This window comes from Deltaproteobacteria bacterium, from assembly GCA_016180845.1.
Lineage (GTDB): Bacteria > UBA10199 > UBA10199 > JACPAL01 > JACPAL01 > JACPAK01.
Map to the genome: position 1 here is coordinate 1 of JACPAK010000005.1, position 21,219 is coordinate 21,219.

Here is a 21,219-nt window from a genome sequence, read left to right on the forward strand (position 1 = left end):
TCGAAAAAAATATTTTCCAATCATCCAAAAAATCCCGTCCAATTTTTCTATAGATTTTCCTCGTAAAAGGTTCGAACTTGGGCCACTAATTCACGCAAATTGCAAAACGGGGCCGCCGCCGCCAAATGCGACCACGGCAAGTTATAGGAAAAAAAGAGGGTTTTGGCCGCCAGCCGGAAGTTCCAAATCTCCCTGCGGGATTTATCCGGTCCCTTCGGGACCTTTGGCGTCTCCGCCGGTGGCGGATCCGCGAGCCGATTCCTCTTGTTGAAAAAAAGGATTCTAAATCTCCAGAAAATCAGATAGAGATCGGGGGCCTTTCACCAACTGCCCAAAGGCGACGAGATTTCAAATTGAAAGGGGGGCCGTCATGGCGACAGAGTTCTTTCTTTACGCAAGAAAATCGACCGATACCGAGGAAAAACAGGTCCTCTCCATTGAGGCCCAACTTGTAGAACTCCGCCAATTCGCCTCAAAGGAGAGATTAAAGATCAAGCAGGAGTTCGTCGAGGCCATGACGGCCAAGACTCCCGGCCGCCCCATCTTCAATGAGATGATCTCAAGGATTGAGAAAGGCGAGGCGGAGGGGATTATCGCCTGGCATCCGGATCGCCTCGCCCGAAATTCTATTGATGGCGGCCGGATCATTTACCTTTTGGATACCGGGCACATATCAAATTCCTCAAATTTCCCACCTTTTGGTTCGAGGCGACCCCCCAAGGTAAATTCATGATGAATATCGCCTTTGGGCAGTCCAAATATTTTGTCGACAATCTTTCGGAGAACGTGAAACGAGGCCAGCGTCAGAAATTACGCCGTGGTGAGTGGCCCTCATTTCCCCCGATCGGTTACGTCAAGGATCCCAATTTCCGAAAGCTTGTCGTCGATCCGGTGAAAGGCCCCCTTGTTAAAGAAATCTTTGAATCGTACGCGACCGGCCAATACACCTTGAAAGACTTAAGGAAGGCCTCTTTCCAGTGGGGCCTGGTGAGCCGGACGGGGAGGCCACTTTTCCAATCCCAAATCCAGCGGATGCTGGGCAGCACCTTCTACTATGGCCTCATGAATTTTAACGGCGAGATCCATCAAGGGAACCACGCACCGCTGATCTCCAAGGAGCTATTCGACGACGTTCAGAAGGCCCTCGTCCGAAACGGGAAGCCCCATAAATATAAAAAGAACAAATTTCCCCTCCTTGGCCTTGCAACTTGCGATCGGTGTGGTTGCTCCATCACGGCAGAGCGACAAAAGGGTCACCACTATTATCGGTGCACCAAGAAAAAGGGGGAGTGCACCGAACCGTATGTCCGAGAGGAAAAATTAGCCGGGCAACTAAAGGACGCGATCGCCAAGGTCGCTCTGCCAGCAGACACCTATCAAAAGGTTTTGGTCGAACTGGCCAAGGAGGCGGCCGAGGCAAGCCAACCCGTTGCCGCCATGAAGGCCAATATCCAGGAGAAACGCTCCGAGGTTCAAGGCAAGCTCGATCTTTTGCTCGATGCCCATCTCAATCGGTTGGTCACCCAGGGAGAATATCAAGCGAAACGGGAGGCGTTACTCAACGAGAAGATCGAGGCAGAGACTAAAATGGCCCAATTAGAGGCGGGGGCAACGGGTTGGCTCGAACCGACTCAAAGGTTCTTCCAAGCGGCTCACCAGGCCGATCAGGTGGCGGCGAGTGGAGATTTAGAATCCTTCAAAGAAATGGCGGGAAAAATCGGCTCGAACTTCCGGCTGGCGGCCAAAACCCTCTTTTTTTCCTACAACTTGCCGTGGTCGCATCTGGCGGCGGCGGCCCCGTTTTGCAATTTGCGTCCCCTACGGGATTCGAACCCGTGTTACCGGCTTGAAAAGCCGATGTCCTAGGCCTCTAGACGAAGGGGACCTTTATGGTGGGTCGGCCGGGGCTCGAACCCGGGACACCTGCCTTAAAAGGGCAGTGCTCTACCGACTGAGCTACCGACCCGGGGTTGACGAGAAAAGTCCATCTACTTCGTCGCCTATCCTCGGCACTCCTTGCGACGTACATTACAGTACGCCTCAGTCGGCCTCGTCAGGCTCCTTGTATCTGGACTTTTCTCGTCAACCCTCCCTTTAGTTTGAGGTCGACTAGCATATCCAACCAATTCGTCAACTCATCGGATTGATTCTGCGATCGCCTCTCCAAAATAGCCGGCAGCGACGACGGCAAGAGCCGGAGTTAAATAAGAGGCGAGCGAAACGAGACATGTTAGAGCGCCCAAAATAGGCTCTTTACCTGTTCCGAGTCTTGCCAGATGAAGCAGGGCAAAAGAACTAGCCCGTATCTCCTCGTACAAAACGGGGCCGCTATAAACAAGCGCCAGGAGGGACCCGAGTAACCAGGGAGAGGAGTTGTCAGCTGTTGGATCGGTTCGACAGTAAAAGAAATTAGCTAACGAAAAGACTCCTATCGCCCCTAACAATCTTATTTTCCCTTGGCGATGAAAGAAACCTCGGATCTCATCTGTAATTTTAAGATATCCCTTTGGGACACAATGACCCAACTCATGCAGCTGTGAGAAGGCATGCGAGCTGCCGTGAGGAATGACGACAATGTTGCCGGTTCTAAGCCGGATAATCTGTTCTGCCTCCCCTCCATAGAGGATTCTCACTGACTCCTTGAGTTGATATCTTGTGAGGAAATCCTCCCTATGCCGAACAAACCGTCTCCCTTCCTTAGATGTCATAAATTGGGTAAATCGAGCATCAGGAGAAACAAACGGATCCCGTGTAAAATTCAGCGTCCCTCCCTGCCGATGAAAACGGAATATTTCCCCTGCGGGAGAGATGTAGCGATCAGCCTCTTCGGTCAGTACCGTTTCAAAACGGTTTGAAATCGCATTTACCGCCTGATTGAGTCCACTGTAGATCTTCAGGGATCCAAGAGCAGTAAACACAGTAAGAAGACCTTCGATGGCAAAGAAATTCATCTTGTCTTCTTGATCGATCCTGTCGTGGAATTAGTTGCTTGCTACCTCTTCTGCTCGGGAGGAAACGGGAGGGTCGCGATAAATCGGCTTCCCCCTCCGGGTCGGTCTTCCGTCCGGATCTGCCCCGCATGGAGGTCCATGATCTTCTTGCAGATCGCCAGTCCCACTCCAAATCCACCGGTTTTCCAGATCCCCTGATGATAAGCCTGACTGAAAATCTGGAAAATCTTCCCTCGATCTTGCGGCTTGATACCGATTCCAGTGTCCTCGACGATCACCTCATACCCCTCGGGCAACTTCCTGGACTCGATCCGGACCTCTCCTCCAGCAGGGGTAAACCGGATCGCATTTTCAATCAGATTCAAAAAAACTTGCAGGATACGCTCCGGATCGCACCAGACGATCAGCGGATCGGGAAGGTCGATTTCAAAATGGATCTCCCCCTTCTCGATTTCAGGCAGGAGAATCGAATGTGCCTCACGGACGATCTCTGCCAGATCTTTCAAGCGGAAATGCAGAGGCCCGAGACTCGAGCCGAGTTTCTGAAAATCGAGGACATTATTGATCATCCTCCCCAGTCTTTTGATGTTTTTCTTGACCCTCGTCAGAATCTCCGCCTGTTCCTGATTCAACAAATCGCTGATTTTTTCCAACGTCAGATCCAGTCCTTCCGTAACGACGGCAAGGGGGGTGCGAAGTTCGTGAGTCACCATCGTGATGAACTCATCTTTGATCCGCGAGAGACCTTCTAACGCCTCATTTTTTTCCTTGAGGATCCCTTCGATCGACTTTCTTTCCTCATTTTCCTCCCGGAGACTTGAATAGAGGCTCGCATTTTCGAGTGAGATCGCCGCTTGGGGAATGAGCAAATTGAGGATCGCATTTTTCTCCGGCGTGAAGGCCCCGGAAACAAGGTTATTCTCCAGATAAACAAGGGCGGTCACCGCCATCCGCCGGATAATCGGAAGACACAAGACAGATTTCGGCCTCACCTTCCGGATATAGGGATCGGCAGAAAAAATCCCATCATCAGGGGAACCGGTCAAAAGGACTGATCCCTGCGTCTGGACCGCATGTTGGAGAATAGAAATGGGCAAAGAGGCGGATGATACCGGGACGCTTCGAAACGTCCTGGTCCGGATAGAGGCCCCCTCCACCTCCGCCGCGGCCTGCAAAAGAAAACCGTTGTTCTGAACGAAAACAAAATACCCCCTCTCAGCACCGGCCTGTTCCAGAATAATCTGCAGAAGTTTTTCCCAGAGTCTCGAAAGAACGATTTCGCTAGAAATCGCCTGCTGCGCCTTGGCCACCGAAAGCAAGTCGATCGCCCCGGCCTCTGTCACGAAAGTGGGACTTGGAACCGGCCCCTTTTGGGGAACCAAATGAGGGAACAGCCTGTCCAATTGCCTGACCTTCCCAACCGCACCCCAGAGGAGATAGCAACCCCTGGATCTTCGCAAATAAGCCTCCGCTGTCGTCGAGAGGCCAGATTCGTGATGGAAGCGGGCCGCCATCTCGCACACAATCGCCTCGATCTGAATCAGACCGTAACTTCGGGCCACCGCAGCCGCTTCTTCATAAAGACGGATCGCCTCGATCTCTTTTTTCTGGAGTCGGGCGATCTCGGCAGAAAGGTGCACTTTTTTGCAGAGAAAATTTTCCGGGCAGATTTTTGACCATTGTTCGAATTTTCGGTGACATTCCATCAAGGTCTCAAGGACCTTTTGTTGTTCATCCGGCGAGAGCGAGGAGAAAGAAGAGGCGAGAATCAGGCCCATATAATAATAGGCCTCTGGGAGGAGGATATTGGCCTGCGTCGGTATCAGCGCCGTCTGCATCTTCCGGGAAGTCTGGTAAGCCTGAGGGAAATCTCCGAAGATTAATTCCGCTTCCATCTTATGGACGTAGTGAACCCAGAGCATGAGGGGAAAATGAGTCTTCAGGTGAGCCTCATAATCCTTCAGCTCATCATCATTTAGATCGGAGAATTGGGTCGTTCGTCCCATCAAGAGATCGATCTGCCGATGCAACGAGACCAGCGCCTGATTATAGTCCTCAAATTTTGCATTTTGAACAAAATCGAACCTTTTTTCGAGTTCCTCGTTAACCTCATTTAAAGGTTCCCCACGATTGAACCGGAACAAAACCCGGTTTACCGAGGAATAACAGGCGTAGTTGAGATCTCCAGCAAGCGAAGAGATCTCAATCCCGGTGAGAAGGTAATCCGCTCCTGTGGAGTAAGGCTGAGTCCAGAAGGAGACCATCGCCCCAAAAATGAAACAAACTTTTCCCTGCAAATCCGGAATCCCACGCTTCTCTGCCATATGACAACCAAGCCTAGCAAAACGATACCCCTCCTCATACCTTCCAAAGACAGGCCCCAGGATCACTCCCAGGGAGGCATAGATCGGGGCAGCGGCTGGAGACTGCCCATATTGGAGAAAAAGATTGGCGGCACGAAAATGAATCCAGGAAAAAAGGTTCATGTTCCCGAAGTAGGCAGGAGGGATCAGGGCAAACAGGATCTCGGTAATAGCAATCATCTCAGGATCGGTCATTGCAGGCAGATCAATCAAATTCTCAATCTGCCAATCCCCGAGACGATGCCATAATGTTTCATATTCGTTCCGGATTTCAATTTCCGACGGTCGGGGTGAGACCTGAATTCCAAAAACCCGGATCGCCTCAATCCCTGCCTCAAAACAGCGGCTCGGCTCCCCCCTCGTCATACCCATTTCGATCTTTAGACGATACACCTTCGCCTTGGCTATCTTGGACCCGCTCTCTTCCAGAAGTTCCGGAAAAAGACTCTCCGCCTTCTCAAAATCACCCGTGAGGTAGGAACATTCGGCACACCCAAAAATAAGATCGAAGGCAAGCTGATGATCTCTTGACCACGCCTCTTTCCCCAACAAACTGATTCCAGTTTCCAAATAACCGAGGGCCGTCGCCCAGGCTGTTGATTCTTTCGCCTTTCGCCCTGCTATGCAAAAGAGGTTCGCGAGGTGGTGTTTTTCATCGGGATCGGTCAGGAGTGAAAGTGCTGCATGGTATTGATTGATGACCTCGAAAACCAGGGATTCATTTTCTTCCGGCTTGAGAACCGCATAAAGGAGCCGTCCCATCTGCAGGTGCGTCTCTCCCCTCTTCTCTTCAGGGATCAAGGAGTAGGCGGCCTGCTGAACCCGATCATGAAAAAACTGGTAAGAATCCTCTGTAGAGAGAAGAAGCCCTTCTTTAAGCGCAGGGGCTAGTCTTTTCCGAACTTCCCCCGCTAACTGAGATTCGATGAAGGACAACGTCTCCAAAGAAACCGAACCTCCCAGGCAAGCGACCTTTTTGACAATTTCCAGCGTTTTGGGTGGAAGCCGGCTTAATTTTTTGACCATCAGGTCGATCACATTTTCGGCAAACCCTACTTTCTTCAGTTGCTCCGCCTCCCACACCCAGCCCCCTTGATCCTGCCGGATCAACTCTTCCTCACAAAGAAGTGACAGAAACTGGATGGTAAAAAAGGGATTCCCGAGTGTCTTTTGCTCGGTCACGAGGGCGAGTGATCCTGCCCTCTTGCGGGAGACATGAAAGGTATCGGCAATGAAATCGGTCAGGGCCTCTCGAGACAACGAGTTCAGGTGAATGGATGTGATCATCTTTTTCTTTGTTTTGATTCTCTCCAGCATCTGAAAAAGCAATTGAGAGGAATGGGGATCATCATCCCGGTAGGCACCGATAAGGAGCAAATGGGGAATCGGGATCAGAAGGTATTCTATCAATTGGAGGCTGGCGGGGTCTGCCCACTGCAGGTCATCTAAAAAAAGGATCAAGGGATGTTCGGGTTCCGCAAACGTCCCAAGAAACTCTGAAAAGACACTGCGGAAACGCGCTTCGGTTTCGGCCGGGGAGACCTCTGGCAAGGGGGGAGGTCTGCCGATCGTCAACTCCAACTCCGGCATCAGTTGAACGATAATCTGCCCGCTGACCCCCCATCTCTTCGCAAGCCTCTTTTTCCAGCCATCTATTTTTTTCTCTCCGCTACTTTTTATATCCTGAACCAGATCCCTCAACGCCTGGATCATCGGGGCATAGGGCCTGTCATGTTTGAATTGGTCAAACTTTCCGGAGGCAAAAAAACCTGATTTTTCGGCAATCCGTGTTTTCAGTTCCTGAATCAGGGCCGACTTGCCGATACCGGCGGCCCCGGAAACGAGGACAGGTGCCACCTTCCCTTTTTCGATTAACTCGAAAAACTTTTTTTGCAACTGTTCGATCTCTTTCTCCCGACCATAGAGTTTCTCCGGCCAGGAAAACTTTTGATCTTTCTTTCCCAAATCAAAAACTGGAATCCGCTGACCTTCCTTCCAGAAATGAAGGCAAGCCTCGAGATCTTCCTTGAGACCGGATGCCGTTTGATAGCGATCCTGAGGCGCCTTGGACAAAAGCTTCATGACAATATTCGAAAGAGTGACCGGAATAGAGACTCTCCTTTCGTAAGGGGAAGGCGGGACACGCGCAATATGGCAATGAATCCACTCCACAGGATCATTCGCCTCGAAAGGAAGAGATCCCGTTAGCATCTGATAAAACGTAACCCCCAACGAGTAGAGATCGGAACGAAAATCGACCGCCTGGCTCGTTCGACCGGTCTGTTCGGGGGACATATAGGCAAGCGCCCCTTCTACCAAACGGTAATTCCTGATCCCGGCAAATTCACGCCCCTCCCTGGAGGCGATCCCAAAATCGATGATTTTGATCCCATGGACAGGGGTCACAATAATGTTTTGCGGCTTGATATCATGGTGAATGACCCCTCTTCGGTGAAGATCCGCTACCGCTGCAGAGAGTTTGATCGCGAGGTCCAGAAACATCCCGATATCCATCGGAGACTCCACGAAATTTTCCAATGACTTGCCACTGCAGTCCTCCATGACAAGCGCCTGCTGACCGTCATAAAGGCCCAGTTCATACGGTTTTACCACGTAAGCACTCTTCAACTCCTGTTCAATTTCATATTCGTGCTGCAGACGCGCCACCATTTCCGGTGGAGAATTCTCCCGCAGAAGCTTGATAATGAAGGGACGTCTGTTTTTTTGATGAATTCCCCGAAAGAGGCTAATCCACCCCTCTGTTTTCAGGGTTTCCGTAATGAGGTAGGGACCAATTGTGGAAAACATAACCCCCCTAGGCTTGATTAAGTTACTCCCCGAGCCCGGGACTGTCAAACTGACAAAGATCATTTAAAACCTTGAGAGGTTATCCTATCTGGCATAGAATTCCTCGCTGGAGAAATTGATGTCCCAGAAGAAGATTCTGCTTGTTGATGACGAACCTGATTTTCTGTATTTGACAGGAATCTGTCTGAAGGATTTTGGATTCCTTGTCGAATTGGCCGAAAATGGAAAGAGCTGCCTTGAAAAGGCGGCGGCCTTCCAGCCGGATGTGATCCTCCTGGATATTCGAATGCCGGAAATGGATGGATGGAAGGTCTGCGAAGAACTCTTGAAATTTCCAAACACCCAAAAGATCCCTGTCTATTTCCTCACAGCGCTCGTCGGAAGGGATCTGGAGGAACGGGCCGTGAAGACAGGCGCCAGAGGAATTCTCCGGAAGCCTCTGGGGTCCAATGAACTTTTACAGTCAGTCAGACAAATTCTCGGCGAAATATCGCCTTGAATTTTTCATGGCAGACGCGTTAGGTGCAGATGATGTCTTACCCCTTAACAGAGGCGCTGGTTTTTCGAGAGGCAAGCCTCTCGCTCGGTAACCTCCTCGCAGAACTCCAAAGAGAATTCGCCGAAAAACCCTGGCAAGAGGCGGTCGAGCGCTACAAAAGTTCTATTCAAAGAATGCCGAAGGCATTTCGCTGTCATCCGTTGGTCAAGAGATGCCTCGAAGCGATCGAATCATTTGAAAGAGATCGTTCCTCACGCGATCTTCATGAAAAACTTCGCCATGTCGCCTCGCTGATTGCCGAACTCGAGACGAGCCCCCTGATGCAGAAAATTCTGCGAGGAGAACCACTCCTCCCCAATAAAAAGGTGATCCAGTGGAGGAGAAAATTAACCCATATCTCGATGGGACTCTCGTTTCTTTATCTCTTTGTCTATTCGGGATGGTCAGAGACGATTATCTGGGGAGTCACAGGACCGTTTATTCTCTGGGCCTTTGCGCTCGAAACGATCCGCCACTTGAATCCGAAGGTCAATCGATGGGTCTTACGATTCTTTGGCTCGATCATGAGGGAGGGAGAAAACGAAAAGATCACCGCAGCGACCTTCTATATCCTCTCGATGGCGATTGTTTATTTCATCTTCCCGATTGAGGTCGCGACGTTGACACTTCTCTTTATCGCCGTCGGTGATCCGCTAGCGGGTATTGTCGGAACACTCTATGGGAAACACCGGATTTCACCCCATGTCAGTTGGGAAGGATCCCTCATCTGCTTTCTCGTCTGCCTCGGGTTGGCGGCACTTTCCGCCGGAAGACTCTTTCCTGATCCGATTGGTGGGTGGTCACTGATAGCGTTTTCAATCTTGAGCGGGCTTGTCGGTACCCTGGCCGAGGCTTCTTTCAAGAGACTCGATGACAATCTCGTGATGCCTCTCCTCTCGGCCCCTGCTCTGTGGGTATTGATGAAGCTCTTTTCGATCCTGTAAAAAGGATCCTGTGAAAAGGAACTTGCTATTTTCTCTGGATGCCTGTACGGTGCGTCACAAGTTGTACTCAGGAATTCGAAGTTTTCGGTAATCCTACCTTAAATCAGATCGCAATCCCAGAGCAGTACAGCAAGAAATAAGGAGGACATTTATGTCCAAAAAACAAGGAACCGTCAAATGGTTCAGTGATAGCAAGGGGTATGGTTTTATTACCCCTGAGGATGGTGGCAAGGATCTCTTCGTCCATCACTCCAACATCCAAGGTGAGGGTTTCAAGACACTCGCCGAGGGTCAGAAGGTCGCTTTCGACGTCGGCGTTGGGCCGAAGGGTGAACACGCGACTGAAGTCAGCGCCGCTTAAGTTTAAAAGAAGCGCATGATACAAAAAATGGCGCCCCGCCACTGGTGGGACGCCATTTTTATTTTCTGGCTTCTTGTTCCCAGTTTTCCTAATGAACGAGGTGAGATGAACCGCTCAAGCCTCACCGCTGCTAAAATCATCCAGTTGTTCGATCTCAAACCCCACCCGGAAGGAGGCCACTATCGCGAGACCTACAGGGCTGTTGAGAAAATTTCGAAATCGGCCCTCCCTTCTCGATTCGTCGGAGATTGCGCTTTTTCAACTGCGATCTATTATCTCCTGGCCGAGGGAGAAAAATCAAAACTCCATCGTCTCAAGACCGACGAGCTCTTTCATTTCTATCTGGGAGATCCACTCATTGTTGTTCAGATTTTTCCGGATCGTGTTGAGAAGGTGACGCTGGGTCAGGATATCCTGACAGACGAGAAGGTCCAACATCTGATTCCCGCCGGCTGTTGGTTCGGTGGTTATCCCGCGAAGGGAAGCCGGTTTAGTTTTATCGGATGTACCGTCGCCCCCGGCTTTGATTTTGCCGATTTTGAAACGGCCAACACCAAAAGGCTTTTGAATGACTTCCCCCACGCCAAAGAAGAAATCCTCAAGATGCGCTAGTGTAGTGTCCCATAAATTCCTTTACGCTTCGTTGCCCACTCCCTCGCGATCCTCACGTACCACAAAGTACGCTCTGGTCGCTCGCTCGCGGGCGCCTCGCTTAAAGAAATTTCTGGAACACTACTGTAAAGAAGTGTTAGGGACAGTACACTAGCTTCCAGTCAGCTCCCCTTTAATCACAGCAGGATCAGCAGTAACATCCGGCATCGCACCAACATCTGGATCAGTATAATCTTGAGCAGGTGTCGTGAGTGTCTCAAATGTCAAATCAGAACATTCGCTGGAATCATCCTCAGACATCCTCTGTTCCATTTCGAGGGCCCGAACATAATAAGGGGTTCCGTTTTCACCGGTTACCTCTGTTCCATCTGCAATGGTCAGTTGAGGATACCAGCGATCGGTCCCTTCGACCTGTGTCCATGGAATCCCCTGCAATTCGCCGAAGCCGGCATATTCCAGGCCATACAGGACCCCATCCGTATGTTTGTAATTGAGTCGCAGAGGAGGATCAAAAGCGACCGCCTTGTTGTCTTTATCGAGAAGTCCCATGAACCGGTTCCAATCGTTCGGACCTGTCTCCCAGGTGTAGTAGACAGACTGTCCCCAGACCTCCCAGGTATTCCTCAGATCTGATGTCGATGTGAGCATCGGTCCAGATTGAATCCCCCACTGATTGGGTCCGGAGGCGGTAACCCCCTCTTTCACTCGAACCACTTCCCCTCCATAAGTCAGCGTCATCGTCGATGGATCAAAAGAGTATTGATACGCTTCGGTCACACTCATGGAATCATCAAAATAAGGTCTCGCTCCTTGCCAATTGATTTGTGCCTCGGTGATCTCGGAACGTAGACAATCCTGATAGCAGAAGAGTTTTACAGAACCATTCGTAAAGTCACTCTCTTGACCGGTCATGATCTGCGTCTTGTCAAAGGTAATCTTCGTGGAGTTGCTCAAGGCGACGGCCGGATATTCAAAAAAGACCCCTCCCAAACCATCGCGCCAGAAATTTAACCATTCACCCACATTCGCCGTGAGATTCTGCGCAGTCACCTCCTGCCAGCTACAAGGGGCGTTCGGCTGACAGACCTGCACGGCATCTTTGACGAGACTGGTCCCGTTCCAGGTCACACGATAGGTTTGCCCCGCCGTGTTATCCCAATAATTCATCGGGGCCCCCTTGATATCTCCAAGTGTAATCTCCGTCTTCGTATGCTTGACCAGTTTTCCAGGACCAACCCTGACGGTGTACGTTTCCCCTGAAGATTCGTCATTATTCGAACGCTCGACGGCGAGCCCATTCACAAGCTCTACCTCCTCCGGAAACCAGATCCCCCAGTAACCGGCCCAACCATAGAAATCGTTGTACTTGATCCCAAAACCGGGGTTCGTCACCGCCACGCGACTTCCATCGGCATTGTAAACACCGTAACGAAAGACGTAGTTGTCAAAATTCTGCCTATCGAGGCATTTCCTTTCTGCCAAAACTGAATCGCTCGAAAAATAGTGGGCCTCATCAAAAGCAACCTGAAAGGCCCCTTGCTCCGTATGCCCGCCAAAACTAAACTCAAACGAGGTCAAGGCATGACCTGCCGTCCCATCAACAGTTGTCACGACATGGGCATTCTCACTCACAGGGAACTGATCCCCACCTTTCATCGAAAATTGGAATTCGATCAGGTCGTCATCCCGATCGACCGTCTCCAGATAACCCTGTGCGATCGGCGGATCGGGAAATAACGGATCAACCATTTCGAAATCCATGTGGAATGATCCATAAGGCCGTGTATCACTCTTTCCCTCGGTAATAGTCATTTTTGCCTGAATAATCATCGCCGGCTCAAATTCAGTCGCCTCTTGTTGGATCCAGGCCTTCACAATCTGTGGTGAATCATTGTCAACTCGACTGGAATTCAGAACCCACGTCTCGAAACTTTCAGCGGCACTGGCGGATTGATCGTTTTGGTCAGAGCTATGATCAGTATCCTTTGAACACCCCTCAATATCAATCAGGGCGATATAATCCCCCTTGTTCACCATGTCTGCATATCGGGTCTGATCAAAGGAGCAGAGGATTTCGTTGATGATGCTTAGAGATTCCATCGATTCATCGAAGACCCAGACATCGAGAGGATCTGTATAATAAGGAGTCAGCTGATCTGCGGTGATCCCTCTTTTGATCAGTGAAGCAAGGACTGAAAGTGAACCGCTGGTTGTCCCTTCTTGCGCCTCAACAAGAGACATCTGGCTCGCAATTTCCAACCCCTCCACAGCCGTGCCGGTGGCAGCCCTCGTGGCAGCGGTATTCCCGCAAGCGGACAAGAGAAAACCGCTCAGAATAACAATCAACAAACCGTTTCTTTTTTTCATAGATCCCCCTCTTCGTTAGTTTATTCCAGACTTTCAGGCAGCGTCGTCGTCTCCAGATAAAACTCGCTTGGCACAATCCAATCTGTCGCCGGACCATAATCCGCACTCCCTACCGCGGCATCCAGAGAAGAGCAGTCATTGTCCCAAACCGCATCGAGAGTCGAGGTCGGGTTGCAAAATGAATTTTTATAGTTCGAGGTCTTATCCTTTGTCGAAAAATTAATCGGGAATCGATCCATCCCGAAATCCTCTATATCAGACAAATCACTCTTGGTACGCGGCAAGAGATAGACACTCGCCTTCGCTGCCACATCATTGGCAACAAAATCGGTGTAGAAATTAATCGCCAATGCATCTGATTCTGAAGTAGAGCAAGAAACGTTATCGGCCTTCCATCGTCCATTGTAAAACATCGCCTTTCCCTTCCAAAAATCTTCAGTCCTGGCGACACGGATATGAATCCTTTCAGGGGCACGAGGATCCGAGGAGTCACAATCCATTCCGGAAATGAAAATCACGATCGACCAGGATTTTTCACCTTCATAGGTCACCACGATCTCGAGCTTGCCGGAGGCATCCCCCGCCTCTTCGAGTTTATCCAGATCCATCTTCAGTGTGTAGACAGTCTCGTTCACATCAAAGTAAGCAGCGGATCCTCCCGTCCCCTCAAGAAGGAGTGAAAAATGAGATGCCGATTCCTTGGAATAATGAACCGTCTGCCCCTCAAGTGTCTCGGTTCCGCTGCTTCCATCGGAGAGACTTCCGAGCCCTGAACCGATCTCTGAAACAATCGTTTTCGTCATATCAAGAAATTGCTGGGCCATGTCGATATACATGCGAAGAAGAATCGGCTGACAGTCATAAAGATCAGCCGCATCGGCACAGGGATCATCACCAACATTTTTGGTCAATGCGCTCAGAGCAGCCGATGCCTTTGTCTCGAGGGAATCCGGCGTAAAACCGTTGCTGATCGTTTCGAGATTCGTTGCGACATCTGAGGTTGCACTGTCACCACTGCCAGAGGCCCCTCGCGTTGTCCCCTCCGGGAGGAGACACCCATAAAAACTGAGCATCATAAGAAGGGCCCCTGTTTTATAGATAAGATGATTCATCATGTCTCCTTTACCCCGAGGTTAACAATGCAAGAGAGATTCCAGAAACACTAAATACGTTAACCTTTTGAAATGTAAATACTTTATCAGTTGATTTATCTGCCTTTATGGGTTCAATACTACCCCAATATCCGTCATATTTTTGACAGCCACGTTAGACCAGGTAACGTGTCGCCCACTGAATGAATTTCCGAACCCGCCTTGTATAGGGGGGATAAAACAATCTCAGCGTATCAATAACCCCATGACGGAGGACAGCGCGCTCATGCGAAAAGGTGCGAAATCCAAAAAACCCGTGGTAGTTCCCCATTCCACTCTGTCCGACACCACCAAACGGGAGATCGGGATTGGCCAGATGAATGACAAGGCTATTCACACAGGTCCCGCCGGCTGATGTGGATCTCAAGATCTCTTCGATCGCCCGATCGTTCCTTGAAAAAACATACAGGGCCAGCGGCTTTTCCCTCTTCCGGATGATCTCAATCGCCTCATCCAATGTCTGATAGGTCAGGATAGGAAGGATCGGACCAAAGATTTCTTCTCTCATAACCGGAGAACTCTGCGTCACTTGCGTCAAAAGGGTCGGCGAGAGATAACGATCCTGCTGATTGATCTCTCCCCCGATCTCGACCTTCGCCCCTTGACGAACCGACTCGTCCAAAACCTTTTTCAACCCTTCAAGATGCCCATCACTGACAATCCGGCAAAAATCGGGACTCTGCTGACGTCCTTCTTCTGTCTTCCCGTAGCGATGGGCGATGACCTTCTTCGCCTCCAGCAGAAATTCTGGCAGGCGCTTTTCGTGGATCAGAAGATAATCAGGGGCGACACAGGTCTGACCGGCATTAATAAATTTCCCCCAGACGATTCTTGCGGCAGCCTTTTTGATATCGGCAGATTCCTCGACGACAACAGGAGACTTCCCCCCCAATTCCAATGTCACCGAAGCAAGGTGCTTTGCCGCAAAACCCATCACCTTCTTTCCAACCCCAGGACTCCCCGTGAAAAAGATATGGTCGAAGGGAAGCTCCAGGAGTTGATCGGCTACCTCGTGATCCCCCTCAAACAACGCGATCTCCTCTTCCGGAAAGAGATCGGAAATAAATTTTTTCATAAAATGAGCGGTATGCAGCGTCTTGGCTGACGGCTTCAGCACAATACAATTCCCGGCAGCGATCGCCGTAATCAGCGGCGTCATGAGGAGCTGAAACGGGTAATTCCAGGGGGAGAGGATCAGGACAATCCCTTTTGGCTCGTAACGAATCTCGCTCCGGGTCCCGAAAAGGACAAGCGGGGTCTTGACCGGATGCGGCTTCATCCATTTTGGGAGATGACGAATCGTATGATTGATCTCCGAGATGGTTGGATAAACCTCGGTCAGATCAACCTCTCCCGGATTTTTTTTAAAATCGTCAAAAATCGCCTTCTGGAGCTCACCCTGCCGCTCCAAAAGAGACTCTCGGAGCTTCCGAAGCTTCGCAACCCGTTCCTCAGCCAACGTCCGTGCCACACGCCATCGATTTTCTCGTTGTTTTTCAAAAACCTCGTGGGCAGTCATTTAGAAATAGAATCTCCCCCCCAAGCCACCTGTCAAATCAAATTCTGTCGCCGGTGTCACCTCAACACCGGGTGCCAGTTCGAGAAAAACCTCGATCGGGTAACGGGCCCACTGCCCACTCAATCCGACAGGGATCCGAATCGCCCCAGAGGTTTCATCCCCACCCCTTCTTTGCTTATTGATAGCGACCTTTCCCCCGACTCCTGCATAAAAAGGGATCGTCACGACATTCGTATCGACAGGCAATTCGACGAAATCATGCGTGACATCTCCGATGATCGTAAAGGCCTCTTCGATAAACGACCAAGAGAGATGGGTGTCGATAGCGAGACGAGGAGCCAGGTAACCTTTCCCTGTCAATCCCGTAGGATCCCCGAGGATAATACCGAGTCCAAACCGCTTCTGCTCGGGACCATAGGGAGCGACCGCTCCCGAGAATCCAGTTGAAGAAACGGACAGTTGGAGAAAGAAGACGACGAATATAAAAAGAGTTATTTTTTTCATATCCTCCCCCCTTTCGTTTCGGGTACTTTACTCCGAAATTCCTCTCTTGTCACTCGACTTAAAAAAGAATATTATGACACCGCTATGGAGACAAAGGAGACAAAAAAAAAGAAGGTCCTCCTGATCGATGACAGCCCTGAAACACTTCAATTGGTAAAAGAAATTCTTGAAGATCATTCTTTCATCTGTCTCACGGCACCCACCGCCATGAAAGGTTTGGAAGTCGCCAAAAAGACGAGACCCGACTTGATTCTTCTGGATCTCATGCTGCCCCAGATGAGCGGTTTTGGTTTTGTTCGTCAGTTAAGAGGCAATACGGAACTTTCAAAAATCCCTATTGTTGTCTTAACGGCGGTCGGTGACGAAGAGGTCGCCAGGGAAGTGATCGACATGGGGGCCAATAGCTATCTCCGAAAGACCTGTGGAACGCGAGAACTTGTTTCCACTATCAGTAATTACATTGCCTGATTCAGGCGTTCGCCCTTTTCAGTCTGGTCGGAACTGTCGGGAGAATCACGGTAAAAACAGTTCCCTTTCCCAGTTCGCTGCGAAACTGAATCTGCCCCTTGTGGTGTTCAACAATCTTTTGACAAATCGCAAGACCGAGTCCGCTTCCTTCAAATTCCTGTCTTGGATTCAACCGCTCAAAAGGTTTGAAGATGAGATTTGAAAATTTTTTGTCTATTCCGATCCCGTTATCCTCCACATGAATAGCGATCGATTCAGAATCAAGCGGTCCACTCGAAATCTTCACGCGAGGTGACGTATCTTGCTTGCGAAACTTGAGCGCATTTGAAATCAGATTCTGAAAAAGCTGGTGTAATTGCAACCGATCTCCATAGACATCCGGAATTTCTCCGATTTCAACTCGGGCCCCCGTCTCTAAAAGACGAACCTGAAGATCGGCGACAAGCTCCTGAATGACTTTTTTAAGTGAAATCACCTCAAAAACAGCCGGCTTTCGGGTCACGCGTGAGTAGGTGAGCAGTCCATCAATCAATTGACTCATACGCCAGGCAGCGGTCCCGATCCGATCAATGTAATCTCTTCCCTTCGACTCAAGAGAATCCTCGAGCTTGAGTTTGAATCGCTCAACAAATCCGATGATGGTATGGAGAGGCTCTTGAAGATCATGGGAGACCATATGGGTGAACTGTTCCATTTGAAGGTTGGAGAGACGGATCTCCTCTACTTTCTCTTGAAGATCCTCGTGGGCCTTCTTCAGATGGATCTGACCTTGTCTTGATTCATACAAACTTGAAGAAAGCAGCAGACCGGTAACCACACTGACCCCGATAAAAGCCTGTAAAATAAGAAGTGCGGGGTTCAGAAATTCAATCATTAAAGACCCGGCCATTTGAATAGTCGTGAGAATCGCCAGGAGTGAAATGATCATCGTCACAAACACCATCGTAAACTGGCGAAATCGAAGGGCGGCCCAGGCAACAAAGGGAATATAGGGGAAATAAAGCGGGATCGGAACAGTGAACACCCCTGATCCCATATGAATCAGCGAGGATGTCCCAAAAAGAAGGGCAAGAAAAAGAGAAAATTCCCAACTCTTTTTCCATCGAATGGAAAATTTTCCTTTTATCTCCTGCTTCCAAGTCAGGACAAGGGGGGTAAAAAGGAGAACGCCCGCAGCATCACCGAGCCACCACGTCAGCCAGTTCATCCCATAAACGGCAGAAGAAATATAACCTCCCACCAGTAATGAGGTCGTTCCAATAGTCGCAGCAATCAGGCAGCAAGAAAACCCAATCAAGACAAAACGAAGGACATCCGCTATTTTTTCAAAAATAGAACCGACAAACTGACGTATCAGATAGGCGCCTGCCATCGCCTGAAGCGTCGACCCAGCGGCAATACTAGAAGCGATGACGAAAGATCTGGCAACATCAGAGAGGGTTGATGGTTCGTAGAGCGTCCCGATATTCACAAGAACCGATCCCAAAAAAACACCAGGCCAGATACGATTCCCCCAAAAAAATAACGCGGCCACCGCCATACCTGAAGGGGGCCAGACCGCAGTGGCAACCCCGGGAGGGATCGCGAACATCGTCCCAAGTTTTCCTGTCACAAAATAGGCAAGGGCGACGATAAAAATCCGAACAAACCGGTTTTGTAATAATTGATTCATGGAATTCGGATGATTGTACTTCTTCGAGGGAGGGCTTTCAATGACGAAGTCAAAAAGGGTCGGTGCCAGGCTTTTGCTTTCAAGCCTGGCACCGAATAAGGGGGGTTATTTACTTACCGCAAGTTCCACTCGCCTCATCAATACCGGGAAAATACCGCATCCCTAACTTGTCATCATAAGAAACAGCGAAATGACAAATCTGGGTTGTTTTCACCTGATCGAGCTCTGATTGACTCAACGACCCGGTCGCTTGGGAGACCTTCCACTCAATATCTCCGGATAGTGCTGAACTGGGAATGGTAAACCCTACGGCACGACTTGAATCGTTGTTAATATAAAAGGAGATAAATCCACCATCATCATCCACGAGAAGCTTCAATTCTGTCTCTGAAGCAGCGGTCCAGCCCTCTGCAGTCTTTTTCATCCATTTATAAGAGATGGAGGAAAGGGTGCAGTCCGTTTGGCAACTCGAGTCTTTCTTGTTGAACCGGATGAGTGGAAAAATTCTCCCGATCGGGGCCTTCAACTCAGCCAGTGTTGGTGTCTTGACGTTGGTGAAGGTCAATTCCTTCCCACCAAACGAGAAGACGATCTCTCCCGAAGGCAACTCAGAGGTATTGACGATGTTCGGACCATACTGATTGTAATTGGCATAAGGGCTCGAGGTCACCGCACTCGTTTGTTTGCCAGCAGGAATAGAACCCCCCTCTGACGTTGTCACACTGGAATTCACAAAGGTTACCGATCCTTTCGACGCCGATGAAAAACTCTTCTGATAGCCGACATAAACACCGGTCATATCGTACTCTGTCGTTAGTTTCGTTTCGTCAACAAACCGGTCGATCAGATCAGCCACAGTGACTCTTTTACTATTTTCATAGGTATTGAAACGAACATGAAAATCGAGCCGAAAATCATGATCGGTTTGACCACAATCCAGCTCTCCATCACCATCGACATCAGGATTGGAATACCGGGAGGCGAGATCATCGAGATCTCCCAAATCCTCTGCGGTATCTGATTCCAACCCGAGTCCTTGAAGAATCTCCTCGTGATCCTGATCCGAGGCTGCCTCACCGGCATCGGTGTCGATCGTCACGGTCCCAAGATCAAGCTCTCCCTCATCTTTATTGGCAACAATAGCATCGGTCGTCGAGGAGCGGAATCGCCCCAGGAACATTTCGCGACCGATTCGATACCGATTGATAAAGAAAACAGACCAGAAGTTCTGCGCCGTGATTTTGGCATCGAAAGTCCCATCCTTTTCTACCTCAACCGTTTTGCAAGAGACATTTCCGGTCTCAGGATTGGCCAGGTAAACATCTGTCACCTCTTCGGAAACAGCAAGCGCCTGGGAATCACCGGATTCCAGTGCAAGTCCTTGGGCAGAAATCTGCCCCTTCACATGAAACCCGTTAGCGGTTGTTCCGTCTGAATCACCATCACTGGTATCCTCTTCATTACCGGGGTTGGTCGAACCGGTTTCAGTTCCCCCTCCCCGTTGTGTCTGTTCCAGACATCCGACCGAAAGACCGAGCACGAGCATCACAACAAGTAACCGACTGATAACCGACCTCATAAAGACCTCCTATTTGTCTTCAACCCTTGTCACCGGGAAAAGCTGCATATTAAGCAACACAACCTCCTCCGGTTCCACGTCCGCTGAAGCAAGTTTTAGTATTTCCTGCCGAAACTCACGAATCTTTGTCCGAAGCTCTCCCAAGCGTTCCCGTTTCACACCAAGTGTAAGCGAGCTCACATCGCGATATTGCAAAGAAAGCTGATCCATGACCTCTTTTGAAAGATCCAAGAGACTCTTATGATAATTGTGAACAACGACAGAGGTCAGCTCAGGCCCGGTCGAGACAAGCGTACTCACCTGCTCCCACCGTCCATCGCCATTCTTTCGGATAAACTCCATCTTCTCCAAGAGCTCGATTGACTTTAAAACATGGGCTGGAGCAACCGAGGGGAAGATCTTTTTTGCAATCCATTCAGGTGTGCCGTCGAAATCTTTTGAAATAACCAACTCACGGATGACCGGGTGATACCAGGTCGAATAGTATTCGTATTCTTCCTTCTCGATCGGCTTGAGCTGGTTTAATTTTTTCGATTGCAGGAGCTTTTGATAATAGAAATTCTTGTCGTGGTGTGTTTTTGCCTGATTGAAGAAGACAAGATTCCTGAAAAATTCTTGCTCCTGTTTATTAAGACCGAGCCCCACAATGAACTTCTTGAGGCTCTCCTCTGTCAGGTTCCTTTTTCCCTGAATCACAAGCATCAGGAAGTTACTGGTCTGAAACCCCGCCTTCTTAGCAAAGGCCCGAAATGAAAAAGAGCCCCTCGCCTCTTTGGCCGCCTTGTACCAATCACGAAGGAAGACCCGATAATCCCGATACTCAAAAACGCTTACTGGGTTTTGGTTCCGATTCATGCCCCTGATTGTAGAGGGATCGAAAAAGGAAAACAACCGATAAAAACAAAAAATGTGTTCATTTGAACACGTTAATAATTATAAATATTTGAATTATAAAAGTTTTTATTAACTAAGTTTAATGATAAACAAATAAAGAACACATTATTGGCGTCCAAACACAAAGGGCCCCGTTTACGGGGCCCTTTGAATCTCTTTAAAGAGAAAACCGGAAAAGCAATTACTGAGCCTTCTGCTCGGTTGGCTTCTTCTCGGCAACCTTGAGCTCTGAATCAACGCAGGCCTCGAGGTCCTTGCCAGTCTTGCCCTCCTTCGTGCATTTCTCAACAGCCGCCTTTCGGGCTGGATTCTCAGCCTTCTCTTCGGCAATCACGCTGGCGCTCATCGCGAAAACGACTGCGAGAGTCACAGCAATTAAAATCTTCTTCATGGTGTATTCACCCCCTTCCTTTCCTTTTTAGGTTTGAGCCTTATAAAGGAGGCGTATGATTCTAATATGATTAGGGGATTAATTTTTTTTAATGCAC

General features: G+C 49.6%; 17 protein-coding genes, 2 tRNA genes and 1 pseudogene. 7 read left to right on the plus strand and 13 right to left on the minus strand.

Annotation, left to right across the window (positions count from 1 at the left end):
• Positions 1–370: 370 nt before the first annotated feature.
• Both HYT76_07860 and HYT76_07865 read left to right on the plus strand, forming a co-directional pair.
• Positions 371–733: a recombinase family protein gene (locus HYT76_07860; protein ID MBI2083473.1), complete on the plus strand. Its 363-nt coding sequence runs from the start codon at positions 371–373 to the stop codon at positions 731–733.
• A pseudogene (locus tag HYT76_07865) lies at positions 730–1,146 on the plus strand (recombinase family protein). Before HYT76_07860 ends, HYT76_07865 begins: the two are co-directional and overlap by 4 nt.
• A 186-nt stretch (positions 1,147–1,332) precedes the next feature.
• Here the strand turns inward: HYT76_07865 and HYT76_07870 are convergent.
• The 5 genes from HYT76_07870 to HYT76_07890 all read right to left on the minus strand — a co-directional run bounded on the left by HYT76_07870 (position 1,333) and on the right by HYT76_07890 (position 8,122).
• Entirely contained in the window at positions 1,333–1,539 is a 207-nt protein-coding gene (locus HYT76_07870) for a hypothetical protein (GenBank protein ID MBI2083474.1), read from the minus strand.
• 273 nt (positions 1,540–1,812) lie between these two features.
• Positions 1,813–1,885 (minus strand) — tRNA-Glu (locus tag HYT76_07875).
• Between the two features lie 5 nt (positions 1,886–1,890).
• Positions 1,891–1,966: transfer RNA gene (locus HYT76_07880), tRNA-Lys, on the minus strand.
• A gap of 169 nt (positions 1,967–2,135) precedes the next feature.
• Entirely contained in the window at positions 2,136–2,951 is an 816-nt protein-coding gene (locus HYT76_07885; protein MBI2083475.1) for a hypothetical protein, read from the minus strand.
• Between the two features lie 41 nt (positions 2,952–2,992).
• Entirely contained in the window at positions 2,993–8,122 is a 5,130-nt protein-coding gene (locus tag HYT76_07890) for an AAA family ATPase (protein MBI2083476.1), read from the minus strand.
• A 118-nt stretch (positions 8,123–8,240) separates the two neighbouring features.
• On the opposite strand from HYT76_07890, the gene HYT76_07895 reads away from it, so the two are divergent.
• The 4 genes from HYT76_07895 to HYT76_07910 all read left to right on the plus strand — a co-directional run bounded on the left by HYT76_07895 (position 8,241) and on the right by HYT76_07910 (position 10,577).
• Positions 8,241–8,621 carry a response regulator gene (locus tag HYT76_07895; protein MBI2083477.1) on the plus strand — a complete coding sequence of 127 codons (381 nt, stop codon included), beginning with the start codon at positions 8,241–8,243 and terminating at the stop codon, positions 8,619–8,621.
• 32 nt (positions 8,622–8,653) lie between these two features.
• Positions 8,654–9,604 carry a hypothetical protein gene (locus tag HYT76_07900; protein MBI2083478.1) on the plus strand — a complete coding sequence of 317 codons (951 nt, stop codon included), beginning with the start codon at positions 8,654–8,656 and terminating at the stop codon, positions 9,602–9,604.
• 151 nt (positions 9,605–9,755) lie between these two features.
• The gene (locus HYT76_07905) at positions 9,756–9,965 is read left to right on the plus strand and encodes a cold-shock protein (protein ID MBI2083479.1); all 210 of its coding nucleotides are present in this window, start codon (positions 9,756–9,758) and stop codon (positions 9,963–9,965) included.
• A 105-nt stretch (positions 9,966–10,070) separates the two neighbouring features.
• Positions 10,071–10,577 carry a cupin domain-containing protein gene (locus HYT76_07910; GenBank protein ID MBI2083480.1) on the plus strand — a complete coding sequence of 169 codons (507 nt, stop codon included), beginning with the start codon at positions 10,071–10,073 and terminating at the stop codon, positions 10,575–10,577.
• Between the two features lie 150 nt (positions 10,578–10,727).
• Here HYT76_07910 and HYT76_07915 read toward each other — a convergent pair whose 3' ends face one another.
• From HYT76_07915 to HYT76_07930, 4 genes are all read right to left on the minus strand, one after another.
• Positions 10,728–12,944 carry a hypothetical protein gene (locus tag HYT76_07915; GenBank protein MBI2083481.1) on the minus strand — a complete coding sequence of 739 codons (2,217 nt, stop codon included), beginning with the start codon at positions 12,942–12,944 and terminating at the stop codon, positions 10,728–10,730.
• A 20-nt stretch (positions 12,945–12,964) separates the two neighbouring features.
• Entirely contained in the window at positions 12,965–14,056 is a 1,092-nt protein-coding gene (locus HYT76_07920) for a hypothetical protein (GenBank protein ID MBI2083482.1), read from the minus strand.
• A gap of 154 nt (positions 14,057–14,210) precedes the next feature.
• Positions 14,211–15,614 carry an aldehyde dehydrogenase family protein gene (locus HYT76_07925; protein MBI2083483.1) on the minus strand — a complete coding sequence of 468 codons (1,404 nt, stop codon included), beginning with the start codon at positions 15,612–15,614 and terminating at the stop codon, positions 14,211–14,213.
• A complete protein-coding gene (locus HYT76_07930; protein ID MBI2083484.1) occupies positions 15,615–16,118 on the minus strand; it encodes a hypothetical protein in 504 nt (167 codons plus the stop codon). It lies immediately after the preceding gene.
• Positions 16,119–16,202: 84 nt separating this feature from the next.
• On the opposite strand from HYT76_07930, the gene HYT76_07935 reads away from it, so the two are divergent.
• The gene (locus tag HYT76_07935) at positions 16,203–16,586 is read left to right on the plus strand and encodes a response regulator (protein ID MBI2083485.1); all 384 of its coding nucleotides are present in this window, start codon (positions 16,203–16,205) and stop codon (positions 16,584–16,586) included.
• 1 nt (position 16,587) lies between these two features.
• On the opposite strand, the gene HYT76_07940 is transcribed toward HYT76_07935, so the two are convergent.
• From HYT76_07940 to HYT76_07955, 4 genes are all read right to left on the minus strand, one after another.
• Entirely contained in the window at positions 16,588–18,258 is a 1,671-nt protein-coding gene (locus HYT76_07940; GenBank protein ID MBI2083486.1) for an MASE1 domain-containing protein, read from the minus strand.
• Positions 18,259–18,367: 109 nt separating this feature from the next.
• On the minus strand, positions 18,368–19,837 hold the full coding sequence (locus HYT76_07945) for a hypothetical protein (protein MBI2083487.1): 1,470 nt from the start codon (positions 19,835–19,837) through the stop codon (positions 18,368–18,370).
• A 9-nt stretch (positions 19,838–19,846) separates the two neighbouring features.
• Positions 19,847–20,692 (minus strand): TIGR02147 family protein, encoded by an 846-nt coding sequence (locus HYT76_07950; GenBank protein ID MBI2083488.1) that lies wholly within the window; start codon positions 20,690–20,692, stop codon positions 19,847–19,849.
• Between the two features lie 220 nt (positions 20,693–20,912).
• The gene (locus tag HYT76_07955) at positions 20,913–21,122 is read right to left on the minus strand and encodes a hypothetical protein (protein ID MBI2083489.1); all 210 of its coding nucleotides are present in this window, start codon (positions 21,120–21,122) and stop codon (positions 20,913–20,915) included.
• Positions 21,123–21,219 lie beyond the last annotated feature (97 nt).

What these genes read in the sequence shown, in the direction of transcription:
- HYT76_07860 (MBI2083473.1), top strand. Translation starts at nt 371, where the DNA reads ATGGCGACAGAGTTCTTTCTTTACGCAAGAAAATCGACCGATACCGAG.
- HYT76_07885 (MBI2083475.1), bottom strand. Translation starts at nt 2,951, where the DNA reads ATGAATTTCTTTGCCATCGAAGGTCTTCTTACTGTGTTTACTGCTCTT.
- HYT76_07890 (MBI2083476.1), bottom strand. Translation starts at nt 8,122, where the DNA reads ATGTTTTCCACAATTGGTCCCTACCTCATTACGGAAACCCTGAAAACA.
- HYT76_07895 (MBI2083477.1), top strand. Translation starts at nt 8,241, where the DNA reads ATGTCCCAGAAGAAGATTCTGCTTGTTGATGACGAACCTGATTTTCTG.
- HYT76_07900 (MBI2083478.1), top strand. Translation starts at nt 8,654, where the DNA reads ATGTCTTACCCCTTAACAGAGGCGCTGGTTTTTCGAGAGGCAAGCCTC.
- HYT76_07905 (MBI2083479.1), top strand. Translation starts at nt 9,756, where the DNA reads ATGTCCAAAAAACAAGGAACCGTCAAATGGTTCAGTGATAGCAAGGGG.
- HYT76_07910 (MBI2083480.1), top strand. Translation starts at nt 10,071, where the DNA reads ATGAACCGCTCAAGCCTCACCGCTGCTAAAATCATCCAGTTGTTCGAT.
- HYT76_07915 (MBI2083481.1), bottom strand. Translation starts at nt 12,944, where the DNA reads ATGAAAAAAAGAAACGGTTTGTTGATTGTTATTCTGAGCGGTTTTCTC.
- HYT76_07920 (MBI2083482.1), bottom strand. Translation starts at nt 14,056, where the DNA reads ATGAATCATCTTATCTATAAAACAGGGGCCCTTCTTATGATGCTCAGT.
- HYT76_07925 (MBI2083483.1), bottom strand. Translation starts at nt 15,614, where the DNA reads ATGACTGCCCACGAGGTTTTTGAAAAACAACGAGAAAATCGATGGCGT.
- HYT76_07930 (MBI2083484.1), bottom strand. Translation starts at nt 16,118, where the DNA reads ATGAAAAAAATAACTCTTTTTATATTCGTCGTCTTCTTTCTCCAACTG.
- HYT76_07935 (MBI2083485.1), top strand. Translation starts at nt 16,203, where the DNA reads ATGGAGACAAAGGAGACAAAAAAAAAGAAGGTCCTCCTGATCGATGAC.
- HYT76_07940 (MBI2083486.1), bottom strand. Translation starts at nt 18,258, where the DNA reads ATGAATCAATTATTACAAAACCGGTTTGTTCGGATTTTTATCGTCGCC.
- HYT76_07945 (MBI2083487.1), bottom strand. Translation starts at nt 19,837, where the DNA reads ATGAGGTCGGTTATCAGTCGGTTACTTGTTGTGATGCTCGTGCTCGGT.
- HYT76_07950 (MBI2083488.1), bottom strand. Translation starts at nt 20,692, where the DNA reads ATGAATCGGAACCAAAACCCAGTAAGCGTTTTTGAGTATCGGGATTAT.
- HYT76_07955 (MBI2083489.1), bottom strand. Translation starts at nt 21,122, where the DNA reads ATGAAGAAGATTTTAATTGCTGTGACTCTCGCAGTCGTTTTCGCGATG.